The following is a 19,555-nucleotide window of genomic DNA, read 5'->3' as shown; positions in this document are numbered from 1 at the left end:
GCTAACACCTGTATTTCGCCAACTTGTAACCCAGGGTGCGCGGCGTGATCCCCAGGCTGTCGGCGATGCGGTTTTTGTCATTGCCATACAGACGCTGGCGCTGCGTCAGTACCGCGGCTTCAAACGCCTCCACCGCGCTAGACAGGTCATCTATCTTGCTGTAATCGCGTGATAGTTCTGGCGAGGTGGAAACGTCAGAGGTGCTCAGCGAGATCATCAGCTCATCCAGCTGTTTTTCACGCACCTTGAACATCGACCGCAGCTGGACCAACTGCGATCGCAGATGCTCCACCTCTTGCAGCTTGTTGAGACGGTGCTGAAAAATCTGGCAATAGATAGAGAACATGCCGCGGCTGTCCACAAATCGATCGATATCCTCAGCAAACACCGCAATCACCCCGCAGGCCCGCCCCTGAAAATCAAACAGCGGTACGCCATACATGCTGCAACCGTTGGGCAACGCCTCAATAAAGCCACGAAAGCCGTCATCTTCGATGCGCACCCCGCGATTGAGCGCGTACCAGACTTCGGGCGCGCCATTACGCAGCACCCGCACCAACGGGTGGTTGGTGTCTTCGATATCGGCTTCCAGCTTCACCGTAGCGCGCCGGTTGGCATCAGACAGGCGGAGACATTCCAACTGCCCCTCGCTGGCGTTGAACATCGCCACCATCAAGCCGTCGAACCCGTGACGGTGGTGATCCAGCGTCAAAAAGCCATGGACCAAATGCTCGACCGAATCGTTTTCCAGCAGCGCCAGTAAGCATTTCAGCCGTTGCCTCATAGCGCCTCCTCGACCTGTGCGGTAAACGCATTTCCCTCCGTGGCGATGCGGATATGGCTAATCGCCGTACCTGCCGCCATTTTTTGCAACAGCAGTAGGGAAACCGGTGGCAACAACGCCCCGTCGATAATCGACTCCAGCATGCGCGCCCCGTTCTCGGCACGGGTGGCGCGCAGCAGGATTTCTTCGATCACCTCAGGCTCAATCACCACTTCGGCGTTGAAGCGCTGGCGCAGCAGGTTATCCAGGCGTTTGAGCTTGCCGTGGATGATGGTTTGCAGCGTATCCTTGCCCAGCGGCAGGTAAGGCACTACTTCCATACGCGCCAACAGGGCCGGTTTGAAGAAGGCCGCCAGCTCGGGGTACAGCAGTTCGCCCAGCAGTTCCGGCTGTTCAGCGTGATCGACAATGGTCTGATAGCCCAGGTTGGAGGTCAGGAAGAACACCACGTTCTTGCAGTCGATGATGCGGCCTTCGCCGTCGGCCAGTTCACCCTTGTCGAACGCCTGATAGAACAGGTTGAGCACGTCGGGGTGAGCTTTTTCGACTTCGTCGAGCAGCACCACCGAATAGGGTTTCTGGCGGATGGCTTCAGTCAACACGCCGCCTTCGCCATAGCCCACATAGCCCGGCGGTGAGCCGATCAGGCGCGAAACGGTGTGTTTCTCCTGGAACTCGGACATGTTGATGGTGGTGAGATAGTGGCGCCCGCCGTACAACAGCTCGGAGATCTGCAATACGGTCTCGGTTTTACCGACGCCGCTTGGCCCCACCAGCAGGAAAGCACCCATTGGGCGGCCCGGGCGGCGCAAATCGGCCCTGGCGGTCAGCAGATGCTGGTGCAGGCAGTGGATCGCGGTTTCCTGGCCTTTGATCTGTTCGCCAAGATACGTGGGCAGCTCGGTAACCACCGACAGTTCGCTCTGCGACAGGCGGTTTAACGGCACGCCGGTCCACTCGGCGATCACCGCCGCGATCTGATGTTTATCCACGTGTGGAGAAACCAGGGTTTGATGCTGTTGCAGCTGTTCCAGCTCGGCACCCAGCGCAGCCAGATTAATAGCCTGCTCTTCCGTCGCGTTTTCTTCCTGCGTCAGCAGCTCTGCCCGCAGGGCGATGATCTGCTGCACCAACTGCTGCTGGGTCTGCCAACTGGCATTCAGGTCCGCCAGTTGCTGTTCGATCTCAGCGCGCTGTTGTTGCAATACGGATAAACGCTCATCCGGCTGGCTCAGGTTGAGGCGCTGCTCACGCTCCAACATCTGGATTTCCATCGCCTGCTGATGCAGCTGTGTTTTCAGTGCCGATACCTGGCGCGGTGCCGAAGTCAGGTTGATCGCCACCCGCGCGGCAGCGGTATCGAGCACGTCGATGGCCTTGTCCGGCAGTTGGCGGCCAGAGAGATAGCGATCGCTGAGCACCGCCGACGCCTGTAGAGCCTCGTCGTCGATCAGCACGCCATGCGCCTTTTCATAGATGGTGCGCAAGCCGCGCATGATCACCGTAGCCTCTTCAGCACTCGGCTCAGAGACTTTCACCAGTTGGAAACGGCGCGACAGCGCGGCGTCTTTCTCAAAATACTTTTTGTATTCGCTCCAGGTGGTGGCGGCGATGGTTTTCAGCTCACCGCGCGCCAACGCCGGTTTCAACAGGTTGGAGATATCCAGGCCACCCTGCTGATTGCCCGCGCCGATCAGCGTATGGGCTTCATCAATAAACAGGATGATCGGCGTTGCCGACTGGGCAACTTCCGCCATGATCCCCTTGAAGCGCTTTTCGAACTCGCCTTTTACCGCTGCACCGGCCTGCAACGCGCCAAGATCCAGCGTCATCAGTTCGCTGTTGCACAACTTTTCCGGCACCTGGCCGTCCACGATGCGCAGCGCCAGGCCTTCGATCAGGGCGCTTTTACCCACGCCAGCCTCACCCACCACGATCGGGTTGTTCTTGCGGCGGCGGCACAGGATATCGATCATCAGGTCGATTTCTTCATCGCGGCACAGCACCGGATCCAACGTCCCTTTACGGGCCTGCTCGGTCATGTTGCTGGCATAGCGCGCCAGCAGGCTTTCGCCGTTGGCGGCTGCGGCGGTTTTCTCGCCCGCTTTCGCTACCCGAGGGGCTTCTGCGGAATCGGCGGTCCAGTCAGCAAAGTTCTGGCGCAACAGTTCGCGGTTCACCGGGGATAACAACCGGCTGGCCGCCGGGGTGAGATAACGCATAGGGCTCAGCAGTAGGGTTAACAACATCACCCCGCCGCGCAGTTGGCTGTGATCCATCTCGGCCGACGCCAATAACCAACTGTCCTGCAGCCACTCCACCAACAAAGGCGAGAAGCTGGGATAAGCCTGAGTGACCGACTGATAGCCGGAAATACGTTGATCGAGCGACTCACGCAATGCGTCAGTGTCTACGCCAGCATGATTAAGGATCACCCTGACGTCGCTTAAGGGGCTGGCGACCATCTGCATTAATACCTGCGAGACCGTCACTTCCGCTTCCTGCAGGCTGACGCAATGTGCCGCCGCGGCCTCCAGGGCATGACGGGCGATGGGATTAAGGCGGTTTACCAGCGTGGGCAAGTCAATTTGAATCATCTGTGCTTCCTAGCTCAATAAATTGTTTAGCTGCTGCAAAATATCCTGAGTCTGTCCATGCAACTGGATGGCATAAAACAGGTAAATCACCGTCAACAGGCCTAAGCCACCCCATAGCAGATGCTTGATGGTCAACCGTTTACTCAGGTAATAACGCCCGCCGGTGCGGCTTTGTTTCTGGTGCAAGACGGTTGCGGGGGCTTCACCGCGCAGCTGTTGCAGTTGGTGATGCAGCCGACGGAACAGCCGTTCAAAGTCATCGCTGTTTTGCAATGTCACCTTGTAGCGGCCGCGATAACCCAGGCAGAAACACAGGTAAATGAACTCCAGCAGATCCTGATAACGTTTGGGTTCGCCCATCAGGCGTTCCAGCAGGACGTACACCTTCTCGCCGCCCCAGGTTTCGTTATGGAAATGCACCAGCAAGGACTGCTGCAACCAACCGTTTTGCGTATTCCAACCGTGCCCTAACGCCGTCTCATCGATAAAGGTACAAAGCACGTAGCGGAACGAAACGATCGCCCCTGGCTCGTAGCCTTTGGTTTGCAGGAACTGCTCAATGGCGCGGATATCCGTTACCACCTGCTGATAAAGCTGGTCTGGCAGCGGCTGGTTTTCCATGTCTTTCAAGCGCAGCACCATGCCGAGTAACGGCGTGGCGGCGTCCACCATCGCATTCAGGCTCTCGCCGCGCAGCGGGAGCTGATATTGCCGATACGAAGTGACGGTTTCCGTTTCGGGCAGCGCTGGGTTATCCGTGACGGCATGCATTTTCATTAGCTGCTCCTAATCGCCCAGAACTGCATATCCAGTTCAGGGAAGTCACCCGAAACGTGGAAGGCAATCGCGTTGCTTTGCAGGACCTCTTTCCAGGTCGGGCTTTGTCGATCCAACATGAAGTAGGTATAACCGGAATGGTAAGGCAGCTGACGCGGGGCGGCAGAGAGCGCCACCAGCGGTACACCAGGCAGTTGCAGGCTAACCAGCTCACGGATTTTCTCCAGCGAGGTGATCTTGGTTTGCTGCACGAATTGCCGGCGTAGCTGTTCCTGCGGGATTTGCGCCCGGACGGCCAGCACAAAGTCGGCGCTGCGCAACAGATCGCTATCGTTGATCGTCCCCACACGAATGCCGTTAGGCTGTGGATGCAGCTGTACCGAGATGGCACGCGGTGTCAGCACGGTGCTGAGCGTTTGGCGCATCGCCAGGAACAGCGGCTGGAAGCAGTCGGTCAGGTTGTCATGGTTATAAACGATGAAGCTGCCTGCCAGACGTGATTCGTCGGTAAAGGTGCGCAACTCGCCGCAGGTTTGCACCAGGTGGCTATAAAAATCCTGTGGGTGCAGCACCGCCTGATGAGACAGATGGGTGAACAAAGGCTGCATGCGGTTAAACACCTGCAGCATCATGAATTCGGCCACGTCAGCAATCCCCTGCTGGCCCGGCGAACCGATACGTTTGGCCAGCAACCGGGCGCGCTCCACCAAGGTGCCCTCCACTTCATCCATAAAGTCTTTCAACTGTACGGAGGCGTGCAGGGTGGTGCAGGTAGGAATAAATTCTTCATCCAGGATCAGCGAGCCATCTGGGTGCTTCTCTTTGATGCGGCAGACCGGCAGTACGGAATAGGCGCTGAGATCTTCGGAGCCCTGCATCAAACGCGGTGCCAACTGGGCCAGCAGTAATTGGCTGACATCGCCGCCGTCGGTGTGCAAATCGCGCACGTCATCGGTATGTTCGGCGTAGCGGATCGCCCCAGGCAGTTGGCTGTGCGGGCTGGCAACCTCATTGATGGTGTCGTTGAGCATCGGCAACGCCAGATAGATATCGCGGCTGGCGGCATCGTTGCAGTTCAGTACGTCCAGCGGCTTGGGCGCGCAATCCTGGTAAGGAATATCAAACACCGTGCCATCTGCCATGCTACCGCTGGCGTTGGTCAAACCGATACGCCCCAGCTTGAGCAGTTCCTGATTGATCTGCAGCGAGTGGAAGCCATAGGTGTAATTGGTCAGCGCGGTGATGCGTCGCTGCAGCTGATAATCGTTATGTCTTTGTTGCTGTTGAAAGTGTTGTGGCTTAATGAACAGGCCTTCGCGCCAAATCACCCGATTCTTGGTCGGCATGGTTATTCTTCCTCTTTCCTTAAGTCGATTTCATCCGCTTTAACGTGGATCAGCACGCCATAGTTATGACCAACATCTTTGATCTTGATGATTTTTTTCCACTCAGCGCGATCAACGTCGGCATAGTAGGCAATCACCCCCAGATAGTGGGTCTTCTCTTCCAGCTCAATAGCAGGTAACGGTTTATATTGGCTCGGCAGCAGGGTGTATTCCTGGTGGTCGATGTAGTTCTTACTGAGCGTTTTCTTCAGTATTTCCGTGTCGAGCTGGTCGTAGTCGGCCGCCAGCAGTTTGGAATCGTCGCTCAGGTACACCACCGCAATCTCGGTCGGCGCGGCCTCGCCTTTCTCATTGGGGTTGATATTCGCGTCCGCCAACAGCGTTAACCGCAGCGTAGAAGGCTGCTCGGTAACGCGCTCCGGCTTCTTGTTTTTCCATATCGTGCATCCTGACAGCATCAGCACCAGGCATAGCGCAGTCGTCAGAAAGTAACCTCTGCCACCTTTCATCGTTCGCTGTCCTTCATCCCCTGGCGCAGCGCCTGGTCGTAAGCCTGTTCATACACTTCGCCAAACAGCTTTTCGAAGCCCTGCTGGCGGCTGGAGGCCAATTCCTGGTAGTAGTTTTTGTACATTTCCCAGGCCCAGGCGGAGTCTTGTTCCTGGCGCTCGTTGCTGCGCATGTAATGGCTAAAGCGCGTCAGCAGTCGCTCTGGGGAGAAGGCTTCCAGCATGGTGTTCAACGCCTGGGCAATCGCCTGTTGGTTGGCCTGATGGTGCAGGCGCAGGTTATGCAGGCTCTCGGCCACCGCCGCCGGTGCGGAAAGGTGAACCGGGCTTTTTTGATCGGCAAACAGCAGGCTGAGCGTGGTGTCGTAATCCATATTCAGGCGCAGCGGGTTATCTTCGATTGGCCGCAGATGTTTGTCCCGCAGGCCGTGTTGGCTGCGCTGCAAGGCCAATAACCCTTCAATAGCTGCCCTGAGCGTTTTGCCGGCTTCTTCGAGAAAGTCATTGGCCTCCTGGCTGTTGCGGATTGGCAGTTGCGCGCCAAAACCCCGCATCAGCGGCGTGATTGCTACGTGCTGCTGTTCCATCTTGCTGTCTGACGGTGCCTGCTGGCCGGAAAGAAAACTGCTGATTTGCGGCAGATCGATAAACTCCTGATCCATGGCACTGTCCTTGGTGATATCAGAAAGTGGAGAAGAGAACAGCGGATCGCGGTAGCGATCCTGTTGTAATGATTGATCGGCACCGGTGAGGGTGCTCAAAGGTTCGTGCATCGTCAGGCTTTCGGTTTCCAATACCCGCAGCGGGTCGTGGCTGAAACCGTTAGCGACCGTGGCGGCCAGGCGGTTGTCCTGCTCATGGTGGGAAGGCTGCGCATTGCCCCCTTCCATCATCGCTTCCAGCGGGTTGCTGTAGCTGGAGACCAGCGATTCCGGCGAAACCATCAGCGGATCGATCATATCGGCGTTCGAGCGGCTGATATGGCTCTTGATGGCCAGATTGCCCACGCTGATCTCGTCACCTTGCTGGATGCGCACCAAACCGGAGTTTGCCGTCAGCATCGACTGGTTAATACTCACCGCACCGTTGAGCACCCGCAGGCAAAAGGACCCATCGCGCCATTCGATGGCAAACTGTGAAGGGCTGATATTGCCGCCCTGATCTTGAATAGACCAATGATGGCTGCCGTCACTGCCAACCACCCCACCCTGTGCATTAAACAGGCTGCTGGCCGGTTTGCCACTTTCCAATCTGTCGCTATTGACGACTCGCAATGATAGCGTCGGTTGCTGTTTATCCATGATCTCTCTTCCTGAATCCTGATTGTCATTCCATAACGCTGATGGTTACGTGGGGCTGTTGCTCGGGTTCCCCGAGGAAGCTGGTCCAGCCCAGCAGGTTGTTTTGTTCTGTCCCCAGGATCATGCCGCCCACCTGCTGCTCTGCCAGACCCAGGCGTAAATCCCACGAAAACTGGTCACGCATAATGAAAGCCACAAACATCTCTAACGGCTCGTAATTCTCCCCGTTAGGTAAAAATGACAAGAACTGTTCTCGCGTCAGTTGGTTGAGGCACAACTGATATTTGCCGCTGCGATCCGCCACCTGCGATCCCAGCGAGAAATTGACGCCCAGCACCGATTTCCCCTGGTATTTCTGGCCGCTGACCTTCACCCTGCCGCCCAGGCGATTTTGCTGCTCCGGGGCGATTTTGACCTTGCGCAACTGCCAACTTTGCAGCGTCACATCCGCCAGGTTGAAACAGTGCGCCACCAGGCTGCAAATCACTTCCGGGGCACGCCCAGGGCTGGCCAGCAAGCCGGCATAGGCCAGCATTTTGCCGTGGTGGATGCGCAGTTTTTTGCGGATCGCCTCGTTACTTAATCCCACTAACGCAAACATGCGCTGCGAGACATCATCGTTACCGCCCTCGTCAAAGCAGATGTAGTAGCGGTATTTGCGCCAAATCTGATGCAGCAGCATTAACAGCCGGTGGTTGAACACGTTGAGAAAATCCGTCAGGCGGTTTTCATTCTGGGCATCTTCCCAGGCCAACGAGTCCAGGTAATAACCGGGCAATGGCGACTGGCTGCCATGCAACCCAAGGAAAGAAACTTCCAGCTCAAACTGGCCGCGAGCGGAAGTCTCCAACGCGATCACGTCACGGGTTGGAAAAGCCAGGCTGGCGGTCGATTTAAAGCGGATTGCCTCATCGGCTGGCCTGGCTGAACCCGGGGATTTTTGCCACGCTACCGCCATTTGGTTGAGCAGCTCGACCAATTGGTAAAAGTTATAACGTGACACATCCAGCACTGGCTCAGGCGGTACGCCTTCACCCGCGCTTACATCAATGCATGTTGACCCGTCTGTACCGGCCATTGGTAACATTCCTGATTATCAAGATTGATGACTTTCAAAAGGTGGAACGAGTTGACGCTGGCATACAAGGAGAAGAAGCGTGCCAACACCGTACCAAACAGGTAGAGCTCACCTTCAGAACCAAAAGCGCTTTGCTCCAGCCAGAGGGTGGTTTGCAGACCTCTGACCGGTAAACCACGGAACAACCTGTCGATCGGCTGGGTTTCGATACGCGAAATCGCGTCCAGTTTTTTTTGCGACGACCGAGCGGATTGCCGGTTGTGTACGCTGGGAAAATCATAGGTCTGCAGGATCTGTTTTAACGAATCCTTGTCCAATAATGACATGTAGTTCAATGACATATTTGACAGCAAAGACCATTGCAGGCTGCCATCCAACACCGGATACAGCGGTACCGAAGGCCGGGTTATATTACGGAAGGTGGCAAATGACGGGCCTGCTTGCGTCCGTTGGCAGATATCACCCACGCGTAGCGCCAGCGGTAATTCGCGGTTGGTACAGGTCATGCTGACCGACACGTTTTCTTGAGACAGCGCCACCTGCGTCTCATCACTGCGCACAAAGGAGATGTAATGCTCAAACCCCTTGCGGAACAGCGAGTTTTTCACCCGCAGGCGGTAATAGAGCATGCTGCGCTCCTGCGCAGGCTCCACCTGATGATGGAAACTTTCGAACGCCGGGTAGCTTCTGGCCTGCCCCCGCCCGCTGCCTTTGGGATCTTTGCTTAACCAGCTCTCCACGCGATCGATCGAGAAAATCTCGTAGCGCTCAGGATGATGGTAGCTGGCGCACAACGGATATTCGGTTTGTGTGCCATCCAGGGCTATCGCCTCGCTGTCGCGTTTGAACAGGTTCACCGCGGGGGTACAGTTCAGGCGCAGCGTGGTTGGCCGTATCTTGACCTCAGGAGGCAATGGCTGGGAGAAATGCAGATTGAGGGTGAACTCGCTGGCTTTCAGATGCGCAGGGAAATCCACCACGCCAGCCACGTCAAAGAACAGGAAGCCTTCCGGGAAACAGAAATACTCCTGCAGGATACGGTAGCCGACATAGGCGTTCTTCGGATAAGGCAACAGCGCATCTTCACGCTCAAAGCCCACCGGGTTGAAATCGAAGTCCGGCATCGGAATGGTGATGCCGTTGACCACCAGCTCGGCCCGTTCGAAATAGTGGCTGATCCAGAAATAGAGCTGGGTGCTGGTGTAACCGTCCTCACCCAGATAGAAACGCAGTTTATCGAGCCGCATTTCCTGCACGTTCAACTCCGCCTTGGCGCCGAAGTGAATGCTCAATATCCCCTGTTCGTTGCTGTTGTTGACGGCGATATCCTGGATGCCCATAGGGAACAGCCAGACATCCCGGCACAGTGTGAAGCTGCACTGTGGTCCGTGTGTTTCGCTGTCGTTTTGCAACGCGCCGCGCTCCGCCCTTTGCGCAATCGGGACGCTCTCGATCTGGCTGCCGCGCTCGATCAACGTCGCTTCCGTAAGCGCACTGCTGTTCGGCGTGTATTCGACGATCGTCATGCTGGGCACAGGCCGCAAATAGTTCGGCCACAGCATATTCAGCAGGCCGTGCGTCAACTCCGGGAACTGGTCGTCGATCTTTTCGCGCAGGTTGCCGGTCAGAAAGGCGAAGCCTTCCAACAGGCGCTCAACGTCCGGATCGGAACCCTGTTCGGATAAAAAGGCAGCAAGATGCGGCCGTTCGATTGCGGCATCCCGCCCTAATTGCCGGAGGTAATCCAGCTCATCCCTGAAGTACTTTTCGAACGACATTATGCTTCCTGGTTTAGGCAGTAACGGCGGTTGCTGTCCAATTGGATATTGAACTCAACCACATCGCCGATATTGTCGAAATCAACTTGAGCACTGATATGGAAACTCAATAACAGTGGGTCCCCCTGATCCACCAGGGATTGAACGGCAACCTCGGAAATTCTTGGCTCGTAGCGCTCAATACACTCCTTGATGGCCTGCTCAATACTCTTACGAAAATCAGACGTGGTTGCCGTGGCATCATTGAGATCAATAACCCCCAGGCCTGCAGCACTTTGGCAGGCTCCGGGGCGCGAATTGAGGACTTCGTTCAAATGCTGCTTGATTGAGATTAATAGCTCTTGAACACGGCTATGTGAGGAAGGGCCTAAGCCCTTCCCCTGGATACGCTCAAACAAGCTGGCAGAACTTCCTCGCTCCCAATTAAGAAGCGCAGCCATTGCCTGTTATTCCTTATCCAAACGACCAACCAGCGAGAGCTCGAAGCTGGCGCCCATGTATTTGAAGTGTGGACGCACCTGCATCGCCACCTGGTACCAGCCCGGATCCCCTTCGACATCCAGCACCTGGATCTGAGCAGAGCGCAGAGGACGGCGGCTACGGACATCGGTCGGTGGGTTTTCCTGATCGGCAATGTATTGCTTGAGCCAGATGTTCAGCTCACGCTCCAGATCCTGACGCTCTTTCCACGAACCAATCTGTTCACGCTGCAGCACTTTGATGTAGTGAGCCAGACGGTTGATGATGAACATGTACGGCAGTTGGGTACCCAACTTGTAGTTGGTTTCCGCCATCCGTCCTTCATGGGTATTCGGGAATACCTTCGGCTTTTGCACTGAGTTGGCAGAGAAGAAGGCCGCGTTGTCGGTTCCTTTGCGCATGGTCAGGGTAATAAAGCCCTCTTCCGCCAGCTCAAATTCACGACGGTCGGTGATCAGCACTTCGGTCGGGATCTTCGCCTGTACCTGGCCCATCGCCTCATAGAGGTGAACCGGCAGGTTGTGCACCGCACCACCGCTTTGTGGCCCGATGATGTTCGGACACCAGCGATACTTGGCGAAGCTGTCTGTCAGGCAGGCTGCCAGCAGGAATGCGGTGTTGCCCCACAGGAAGTGTTCGTGATCCTTGCTGACGTCTTCGTAGTAGTTGAAATTCTTGATCGGGTTTTCAACGGTGGAATACGGCAAACGCAGCAGGAAACGTGGCGTGGTCAGACCCAGATAGCGGGAGTCTTCCGACTCGCGCAGCGCACGCCATTTGGTGTGTGCTGGCCCTTCGAACACCGACTTCATGTCTTTGATGGCTGGCAGCTCGGTAAAGCTGTTGATACCAAAGAAGTCCGGCGCAACGCTGGAAAGGAACGGCGCATGTGCCATGGCCCCAACGGCGCTGACGTATTGCAGCAGTTTCATATCCGGGGTGCTGTTGCTGAACGCATAGTTACCGATGATGGCTGCGGTAGGTTCGCCGCCAAACTGGCCGTAACCGGATGAGTACACGTGCTTGTAGAAACCAGACTGGATAATTTCCGGCGAGAACTCAAAATCTTCCAGCAGCTCTTCTTTGGTCGCGTGCATGATGTTGATTTTGATGTTTTCACGGAAATCGGTGCGATCCACCAGCAGCTTCAGTGAACGCCAGGAGGATTCGATTTCGCGGAATTCTTTGGCGTGCAGAATTTCGTCCATCTGGGCACTGAGCTTTTTATCCAGCTCAATGATCATTCTGTCGACCAACAGCTTGTTGATCGGCTCTTCGTTGGTACCAGTGTCCAGAATGCTGCTGATAAATGCAGCAACGCCCTGTTTGGCGACGTCATAGCCATCATTACCCGGCATCATGCGGGTCTGAGACATGATCTCGTCTAGCAGGAAAGTGGTACTGGTAGGCTCGGCAGCTAAAACCGCATTTTCTTCATGTAAAGACATACGTAAAATTCCCTCTTTCCGTCTCAATTATTTCTGATTAAGAATGTCCAGTTCCTTTAGCAACTGCTCACGCATTTCTTCATTGCCCAGGAGATCTTGCAGACGAGAACGGAAGGCAGGAATGTTGCCCAGAGGCCCTTTCAGAGCGACCAGTGCTTCCCGCAGTTCCAGAATTTTTTTCAGCTCGGGGACGTTTTTCGCCACGTTGTCCGGTGAGAAATCGTCGAGAGAATTGATCGCCAATGTTACCGGCATCTCTTCTTTCCCCTCACCTTCCAGGTGATTGGGTACAGTGAACGAAAGGTTGATATTGGCTTCGTTCATCACCGCGTTGAAATTGTTCTTGCTGACGGAAACGACCTGACGTTCCTCAATCGGAGTATCTTCACGCACCCCCTTGAGATCGCCAACGACCATCAGGTTCAGAGGCAATTCAATTTCAGCGGTTTGGTCGCCCGTGTTGGGAACGTACTTGATGTTGATCCTTTCCTTGGGGGCAACACTGCTTTGATTATTCTTACTCATCACTCGTCCTTTTAGTCACAATAAGGAATACCAGCTAATGTTTGTTGAATGTGCACTGGAAAATGACATTCAGATATCATCCATGCTAATAGAGTTGGCGCCATCTATTCAGATAGAAAATCTATCACCGTAAACCTAAATACCTTCCTTCTATGCCGCACCGAAGTTCGAGAATAATCCGGTTTTACACGTAAAGTTGGGAATCTTCCTATATTTCACAGAACACTGCGAATTATCCTAAACAATAACAAAATCCCCGGGAAATGGGTTTACGGCCCACGACAAAACTGGACATTTCCTGCATTAGCATAGCTTCACTGAATGTATCGTCCCCGATCTGACGGGTAAAAGTCCATAAATTTTTCTTTACTAAGCGTCCTAATAATTTATCGCCTGGCGAGAACAACTTTCGGTTTATGATCATAAAAAATAATTTCATTTAAATTAACTAATCCATAAAAAACAGATAGTTAAAAAACAATATAATTATCTAAGTTATATCTAAGACTCTAACCATAATCCACATCAATACTTAATCCAGCATAAAACACCAATAATGCAAATATTATAATCATTTATACCATTAACAAGAGCAATAAACCTTGCAAATTTGTGAGTGACTTGGCACTGGGGAAAGACCCGATTATAGTAATGGCCGAAGTGAGAAGTGGGGCAAGTTACATTCGGGGCCGACTATTATCGGCGAGGGGTGTGACTAACATTGAGATTTATTACTAAGCTTACTAACAAGGATCTTTAAGATGCCAACTCCAGCTTATATCTCTATCACAGGGAAAACCCAAGGTAATATTACCGCCAGCGCATTTACCGCTGAATCCGTCGGTAACATCTTTGTTCAAGGCCACGAAGACCAGATGCTGGTTCAGGAATTTGAACATATTGTTACCGTACCAACCGATCCGCAGTCAGGCCAGCCATCAGGGCAGCGTGCACATAAGCCATTCCGCTTCACCGTGGCTTATAACAAAGCTGTTCCATTGCTGTATAACGCATTGGCCTCTGGCGAAATGCTGCCAACGGTTGAATTGAAATGGTACCGCACCTCGATCGAAGGTAAACAAGAGCACTTCTTTACTACCAAACTGGAAGATGCCACCATCATCGATATCGACTGCAAAATGCCACACTGCCAGGATCCAACCAAGGCTGAGTTCACTCAGTTGGTTCGCGTTTCATTGGCATACCGTAAAATCACTTGGGAACACACCACTGCCGGGACTTCTGGTTCTGACGACTGGCGTGCCCCAATCGAAGCCTAAGGCTAGCCTTAGCTTCGCCCAAGCAGCCAATCGAGAGATTGGCTGCTCTTTTACATCCGCTTGCTCGCACATATAGCCATCGGGAAGATCATCTCGCGCAGCTCATAACCACCGTTGCCAACGGAGGTAATCGAGATATAGAAGTCTTGTTTGTTCTCAAAGATCAGGTCATTGAACAACGCATCCGGCACGCTATTGACGGTGGCGTAATTTTCATCACTGATTTTTTTAAGATGATAGTAGCTACCGTAGGGCTCATTGCTGTAGTTAAAGTAAATCTTGCGGTTGACATTATAAGTCACCCCTTCCTTGTTGAGCACCCCTCTTACATAAAGCATGCCTATATTGTCGCTTACCAGCATGAGAGAGATGTCGCCTTCAATCTTGCTGTGGCTGGTTACATTTTCGAAGTAGATCTCCGTATCACACTTGAAGTATTGCCTTTTGCTCTCTATAGACATCAGATACGCCAATGCTGAAGCACATAACAACAGAATGATGGTAAACACCCAAGCCAGCTTTTTCCTGTTCATCATCTTCAAACCACTTTTATGCTGTAGCAATGGTCATAATTGCCGCCATGCTCATTGCGGCACAAAGACAGCATTCTGAATTGGTTGGCGCTCTGTTCTTCGCCACTGAGATAGAAAAACACGTCATAACGGTCATACTCACAGTCAACGCCATTCTTACTTATCATCTCCATGATGATAGCGATGGACGCCTCCCGTTTTTTTTCAGGGATCTCCCTCAGGGTTTTCAATACGCAGCCTTTATACTTATAGAGAGTTTTAGGCTGAGTATTTGCAAACAGCGAGTGAATTTTATCGCCATACAGCGAAGTAAACAGTGCCAACAAAGCCACGATAAAAAGGGCGAGACTCATATAAATTGACCTGAAAGAAGATTTTTCCTTCACCGTTGATCCCTGAACCACCCCCGCTGACTGCCCTTCCTCCTCAACCAGGACAATCAGGTGTTTGCGGTTCAAGGCAAAGCCTTTTTTGGGCACGGTTTTAATCAGATCGTGCAGGCCAGCCAACTCTTCCAAATGCTTCCTCAATATACTAATATGATTATTGAGGTTATTATTTGACGCCGTTAGCCCATGTTCTGACCAGACAACATTTAGTAAATGCTCTCGAGTCACGCCGGCAGGATTTTTCAAAAGCTCACAGAAAAGCCGAGATGAAATAGCACTTAACGTTAATGTTTTATTATTCTGCTCATTGGAAAGTAAATGCTCTTCGGTATCAAAGAGTAAACTGCCGTTGATAATATAGTTCACTTAATCACCTGCTACTTTGCATAACATGATTAAATAGCTGCACCTAATGGTACTAGAGAAGGATGTCATTCATTTTACTCAGCAAAGCTAACGCTCTGTCATGGCAATATCATTCACCAGACAGTTTTTTTTATCAAGTATTATGCGGCTTGAGGATTATTTATGCTTAAATAAAAAACAGCAAAAAAACATAAAATAGCTACTTAATAGTAACTAAATATAATTACGCGACTTATTTTGTCGTTAAAACACAGAGTTATATATAAATATTCCTAATAAAACATAACATTCAGAATTTAAAGCTATTTATCCTCACCTAGCCAGACAAAAATGCCATTCCAGTCGACAGGGCTTCGGCCTCGCCAAACCGTCGCATTATCAGTCAAAAATATGGTTCCCCATGCAAAAGCGGATCAGTTCCTGATTACTCTCGACGTTCAACTTACGCATAGCGGAATTCTTCTGCAGGCTAACCGTCTTGGCACTCCGATTAAGCCGTTCAGCAATATGCGCTATGGAGTCACCCTCGACAAAATAACGCAAAACTTCAAACTCGCGTGGGGATAGGCTATTGATGCGTTGCTGTATAAATACCTCACGCTCATCACTACGGCCATCGCTCTGGAACGAAGCTGGATAATATCTGGCGTTCACCCTAACGGCCCGTAACGCTGATTGAACCTCTGATAGCGGATCCTGTTTGAATATTACGCCCGCCACCCCGGAGTCGTAGAGCGCTGAGACGATCATCGGATTGGATATCATGGTCAACACCAACATTTTGACCTGCGGGAAATTTCTGATCAGGAAATCGACGTAGCGTAAACCGTCTTTATGTACCTCATCATTAGGCATATTGTAATCGGTGATAACAACGTCGGGAGGGGTGTTTTTGAGATAGCGAACCAACTCATCGGTGGAGGTGAAGGTGGCCACGACCTCGACATGGAGGAGTTGATCCAGAAAGTCTTTCAAACCAGCCAACACCACCTGGTGGTCGTCCACAAGGACTACGCGTAATGTTTTCATCGGCCACCTTCTTTTGATCAGATTAATGCGATGTTGTTCAAAACCTGACGTATGTCAGCGATGATGGCGGACATTCTGGCTTTCCCTTGCTCATCCAGACCCTGCGTTTGCATATGTAACTCAATCGCTGCCATTTGTGCCGCCAACGCCCGATGATGGGCCAACGCCAGCGCAGCTCGCATACGGTGCAAGGCCGTGGCAATCCGGCCAGCATCGCCGTCAGCCATCCCCTGCTCTAGCTGACGCATATCTTCCGCCATGGTGCTAAGAAAGATATCGCGGTGTTTATTGAGCACGTTGGGTTCTACGTGTTTGAAATCCCTATCGTCGTTACTCTCGAGTTGATTATGGTCGCTGTGGGAATATTTGCGCAAGATTTCTACCAATGTCCGTAACTCAATCGGTTTGACTAACCAGGCATTCATACCCGCTTCAACACAGCGGCGTTCCTCATCCAGCATCGCGTTGGCCGTTACCCCGATAATCGGCACCGTAGCCCCTTCCGCACGCAGCTTACGCGCCAGATCGTAACCATTCAGGTAAGGCATGTTGACGTCGGTCAGCACCAGGTCGTAGGGAGTGATATCCCAGTGCGCCAGCGCTTCTTCACCATCGCCCGCCAGTTGGACCTCACAACCCAACAGTTCGAGTTGCCCTTGTAGCGTGACCTGGTTAAGGGGATGGTCATCCGCCACCAGTACGCGAAGGTGGAATTGCGGCAGTGCTATTTCGAACTGTTCGCTTGGTGGGTCACCGTTGAGCAGTTGGCCAATGCCATAACCTATGCTGCTTAGGCTGTACGCATCAACCACAGCGCCATTGGCAACTTCGCCGGATAAATAAACGGCTAAAATAGGCCCATGCCACTCAAGCGCTTCACCCGGCGAGCTCCGCTGCACATCCAGCAAAATAGCCTCGTCATTCCCCGGCAACAGCTGATCTATAGCCGGGGCCGCTCGAGCCCCCCAATACCGCAGCCAAATGCAGATATTTTCGGTCAGTTCCGGATGCGGCGAGCGTACTAACACGATGGCTCCTGCCAATTGCGGTTGCTGCACATCAGGCGTTTCGGCAACGGCAAGTTCCAACGTCACTGCAAACTTGCTGCCTACCCGAGGTTCACTCTTCAGCGTGATTTCCGTCCCCATCAAATCGGCAAGGCGTTCACAGATCGAAAGGCCCAGCCCCGCGCCCCCCACATTGCTGTGACCCTCGCCAGCCAAATAGAAGGGAGTGAACAGTTTTGCCTGATGTGCTTTAGAGATGCCGACCCCGCTGTCACAGACCTCCAGGTGCAGCCGGGTGTGCTCGCGGCCAGCTTCAACCTGACTGAGCCGAACGATGACATGGCCAAACTCGGTAAACTTGATCGCGTTACTGATGAGATTACTCAGGATCTGTCTGATACGCGCCGCATCCCCGATCGCCACCGGCGGCACCTCGGGATCGACCACAGAGAATAGCAGCAAGCCCTTGCGGTGAGCCATTGCCGCATAAGTGCCGGTGCAGCTTTGCACCAGCTCGCGCGGCTGAAATACCCTCTTTTCCAACCGCATCTGACCGGCCTCAATCTTGCTGACATCCAGGATATCGCTGATCAATTGCAGCAGCATTTGTGAAGAGTCGTCGATGCGCTCGACATATTGACGCTGCTGGCGATCCAACCGCGTGGTGGCTAACAGCTCCAAAGTGCCTAACGCACCATACAGCGGCGTGCGGATCTCATGGCTCATGGTGGCCAGGAAGGTGGACTTTGCCGCGCTGGCGTCATCCGCCGCCGCCTTGGCTCGCGCCAGTTGGCGTTCTATTTCCGCCCGTGCGCTGACGTCCGCAAAGGCGCACAGGATCACGTCATGCTGCCTGTAACGGGTTGGCGCATAGGCAACGTAAAGTATTTTTCCTGCCATATCCAGTTGCTCGATGACCCCGGCTGCCGGTGCAGAAAGTATCTGTTCCAACAGCCTGGCGGCGGGATCAGGCAACCGTTCACCGACCGTTGCCCCTAACCAGTCCAATGCCAGCGCATTACCAAACACCAAATGACTATCGACACGATCGATCAGGCATAACGCAACCGGCGCCGTCTGTATCAGAGTGCGGTTAAAGGCATCGCTTTCCAGTATTTCATGTTGGGCCACCTGGGCTGGCAAGATCACCTGCCGGTTATACCAACGCAGATAAGCCAAACCGATAGTGATGCCGATAAGCAACACCAGTAGCACGCTAACTGGCAACCACAGATTGTCCTGCAAAAAGCTCGCATAGCTTACGGAATAATACCCAGTCCAATTGCCGCTTGTGTCGACAACCTTGAACACCAGACCGCTCAGGGTGTAGTGCAAACCTGGCAGATCGACACTCGGTGGCTGGCCTTCCCCCATCAGCATGCCGTGCGCTTTATGGCTCAACCACATATGGTGATAGCGCTGTAGCCAGAATATATGACGTGGTGCCGGGTTGACGGCACGCTCCAGGACCCCCACCTGCGAACGGCTCAGCAGGGTTACCGCGTAGATACAGCTGGCAGGCCCTCTACTCAAGTGGCTCCAGATCCTGGGCGAAAACCCTGAAGGGATTAACCCAATCATCCGGCCTGGCAGAGCGGCTGGGCGAAACCAGATAGCCTCATCCTCTATCGGATTGTCCCCTGGTTGCCATTGGCAATCCTTGATTGGCACACTGCTGTTTAACCGTTTACGTACGGCATTGACCACGGCTCGATAAGTCTCAATGTCGATCGGTTCATATCTAGCACTGACATTAATCGCAGGTACGCTGATGCTGGCATCGTCAGCTTCATTAATGAAGAACACGTTAGCAGCAGGAAAGTAGGATGCGGCCCAAAACGAAGAGTAAAAATCGGCCAGGTAGCTACCTAGCGGTAGTAGCGCCTCAGGCTTGATAAGGCAATTTTTTTCACACAACAAAGAGAACGGCATATCCACCACGGACTCACGCCCTTCAAACAGCCTGTCCCCCCCAGCCGGCAAGGTGGTTATCTCATGAAAACTGCCAATGCTCGTAACGGGCAGCTCTGACAGTTGCCCGCTCTGATGACGCAATTGATGCAGAAAGGTTTCCTGTTCGTGGGCATACCCTACCAGCGTCAGGAAGTCTAAGGTGAAGCGGCCGCGCTCCTGATCGATAATGCGCTGTGCCCCCCAATACAGGCCAGCGACCAAAACCATCGCCAGCACCGCCAGACCAGACAGCGCCTTGTTTTGTCTTCGTAACGTATGGGTGATCCGGCTAAACGGCGTTTGTGGCATAGGATGACTACCTGCAATGAAACCCGGGCTATACTGATTATAAGATTAGCAAACCAGAATGCCCAC

Annotated in this window: 16 protein-coding genes; 1 reads left to right on the top strand and 15 read right to left on the bottom strand. The window is 53.2% G+C overall.

Annotated elements, in window-relative coordinates:
• Nucleotide 1: 1 nt before the first annotated feature.
• From WN53_RS18580 to tssB, 11 genes are read right to left on the bottom strand one after another with little or no spacing between them, the layout of a single operon-like run.
• Nucleotides 2-784: a helix-turn-helix domain-containing protein gene (locus tag WN53_RS18580; RefSeq protein WP_037413088.1), complete on the bottom strand. Its 783-nt coding sequence runs from the start codon at nt 782-784 to the stop codon at nt 2-4.
• The gene (gene tssH / locus WN53_RS18575; RefSeq protein WP_046808160.1) at nt 781-3,381 is read right to left on the bottom strand and encodes a type VI secretion system ATPase TssH; all 2,601 of its coding nucleotides are present in this window, start codon (nt 3,379-3,381) and stop codon (nt 781-783) included. Before tssH ends, WN53_RS18580 begins: the two co-directional genes overlap by 4 nt.
• A gap of 9 nt (nt 3,382-3,390) precedes the next feature.
• On the bottom strand, nt 3,391-4,158 hold the full coding sequence (gene icmH / locus WN53_RS18570) for a type IVB secretion system protein IcmH/DotU (RefSeq protein WP_021178397.1): 768 nt from the start codon (nt 4,156-4,158) through the stop codon (nt 3,391-3,393).
• Nucleotides 4,158-5,504 carry a type VI secretion system baseplate subunit TssK gene (gene tssK, locus WN53_RS18565; protein ID WP_024486774.1) on the bottom strand — a complete coding sequence of 449 codons (1,347 nt, stop codon included), beginning with the start codon at nt 5,502-5,504 and terminating at the stop codon, nt 4,158-4,160. The genes icmH and tssK overlap by 1 nt, the downstream gene beginning before the upstream one ends.
• 2 nt (nt 5,505-5,506) lie before the next feature.
• Nucleotides 5,507-6,013: a type VI secretion system lipoprotein TssJ gene (gene tssJ, locus WN53_RS18560; RefSeq protein ID WP_024486773.1), complete on the bottom strand. Its 507-nt coding sequence runs from the start codon at nt 6,011-6,013 to the stop codon at nt 5,507-5,509.
• A complete protein-coding gene (gene tagH / locus WN53_RS18555) occupies nt 6,010-7,314 on the bottom strand; it encodes a type VI secretion system-associated FHA domain protein TagH (RefSeq protein ID WP_024486772.1) in 1,305 nt (434 codons plus the stop codon). Before tagH ends, tssJ begins: the two co-directional genes overlap by 4 nt.
• A gap of 25 nt (nt 7,315-7,339) precedes the next feature.
• Complete coding sequence (tssG, locus tag WN53_RS18550; RefSeq protein ID WP_024486771.1) at nt 7,340-8,392, bottom strand: type VI secretion system baseplate subunit TssG; 1,053 nt, start codon at nt 8,390-8,392, stop codon at nt 7,340-7,342.
• The gene (gene tssF / locus WN53_RS18545) at nt 8,356-10,170 is read right to left on the bottom strand and encodes a type VI secretion system baseplate subunit TssF (RefSeq protein WP_046808159.1); all 1,815 of its coding nucleotides are present in this window, start codon (nt 10,168-10,170) and stop codon (nt 8,356-8,358) included. The genes tssG and tssF overlap by 37 nt, the downstream gene beginning before the upstream one ends.
• Entirely contained in the window at nt 10,170-10,610 is a 441-nt protein-coding gene (tssE, locus tag WN53_RS18540) for a type VI secretion system baseplate subunit TssE (protein ID WP_021178403.1), read from the bottom strand. Before tssE ends, tssF begins: the two co-directional genes overlap by 1 nt.
• Before the next feature lie 6 nt (nt 10,611-10,616).
• Nucleotides 10,617-12,098, bottom strand: a complete 1,482-nt coding sequence (gene tssC, locus WN53_RS18535) for a type VI secretion system contractile sheath large subunit (protein WP_021804827.1) — start codon at nt 12,096-12,098, stop codon at nt 10,617-10,619.
• Nucleotides 12,099-12,125: 27 nt separating this feature from the next.
• Nucleotides 12,126-12,623 (bottom strand): type VI secretion system contractile sheath small subunit, encoded by a 498-nt coding sequence (tssB, locus tag WN53_RS18530; protein ID WP_024486922.1) that lies wholly within the window; start codon nt 12,621-12,623, stop codon nt 12,126-12,128.
• A gap of 761 nt (nt 12,624-13,384) precedes the next feature.
• On the opposite strand from tssB, the gene WN53_RS18525 reads away from it, so the two are divergent.
• Nucleotides 13,385-13,903: an Hcp family type VI secretion system effector gene (locus WN53_RS18525; protein ID WP_021178406.1), complete on the top strand. Its 519-nt coding sequence runs from the start codon at nt 13,385-13,387 to the stop codon at nt 13,901-13,903.
• Nucleotides 13,904-13,953: 50 nt separating this feature from the next.
• Here the strand turns inward: WN53_RS18525 and WN53_RS18520 are convergent, their stop codons facing one another.
• The 4 genes from WN53_RS18520 to WN53_RS18505 all read right to left on the bottom strand — a co-directional run bounded on the left by WN53_RS18520 (nt 13,954) and on the right by WN53_RS18505 (nt 19,489).
• Nucleotides 13,954-14,439: a hypothetical protein gene (locus WN53_RS18520; protein WP_024486051.1), complete on the bottom strand. Its 486-nt coding sequence runs from the start codon at nt 14,437-14,439 to the stop codon at nt 13,954-13,956.
• A gap of 2 nt (nt 14,440-14,441) precedes the next feature.
• Nucleotides 14,442-15,191 carry a winged helix-turn-helix domain-containing protein gene (locus tag WN53_RS18515; RefSeq protein WP_071785000.1) on the bottom strand — a complete coding sequence of 250 codons (750 nt, stop codon included), beginning with the start codon at nt 15,189-15,191 and terminating at the stop codon, nt 14,442-14,444.
• A 378-nt stretch (nt 15,192-15,569) separates the two neighbouring features.
• Nucleotides 15,570-16,220, bottom strand: a complete 651-nt coding sequence (locus tag WN53_RS18510; protein WP_024486053.1) for a response regulator — start codon at nt 16,218-16,220, stop codon at nt 15,570-15,572.
• A 17-nt stretch (nt 16,221-16,237) separates the two neighbouring features.
• The gene (locus tag WN53_RS18505; RefSeq protein WP_024486054.1) at nt 16,238-19,489 is read right to left on the bottom strand and encodes a response regulator; all 3,252 of its coding nucleotides are present in this window, start codon (nt 19,487-19,489) and stop codon (nt 16,238-16,240) included.
• Nucleotides 19,490-19,555: the final 66 nt, after the last annotated feature.

This window comes from Serratia fonticola, from assembly GCF_001006005.1.
GTDB classification, from domain to species: domain Bacteria; phylum Pseudomonadota; class Gammaproteobacteria; order Enterobacterales; family Enterobacteriaceae; genus Chania; species Chania fonticola.
The sequence above is the reverse complement of the archived record's forward strand: the minus strand, read 5'-3'. Positions and strand labels throughout refer to the sequence as shown.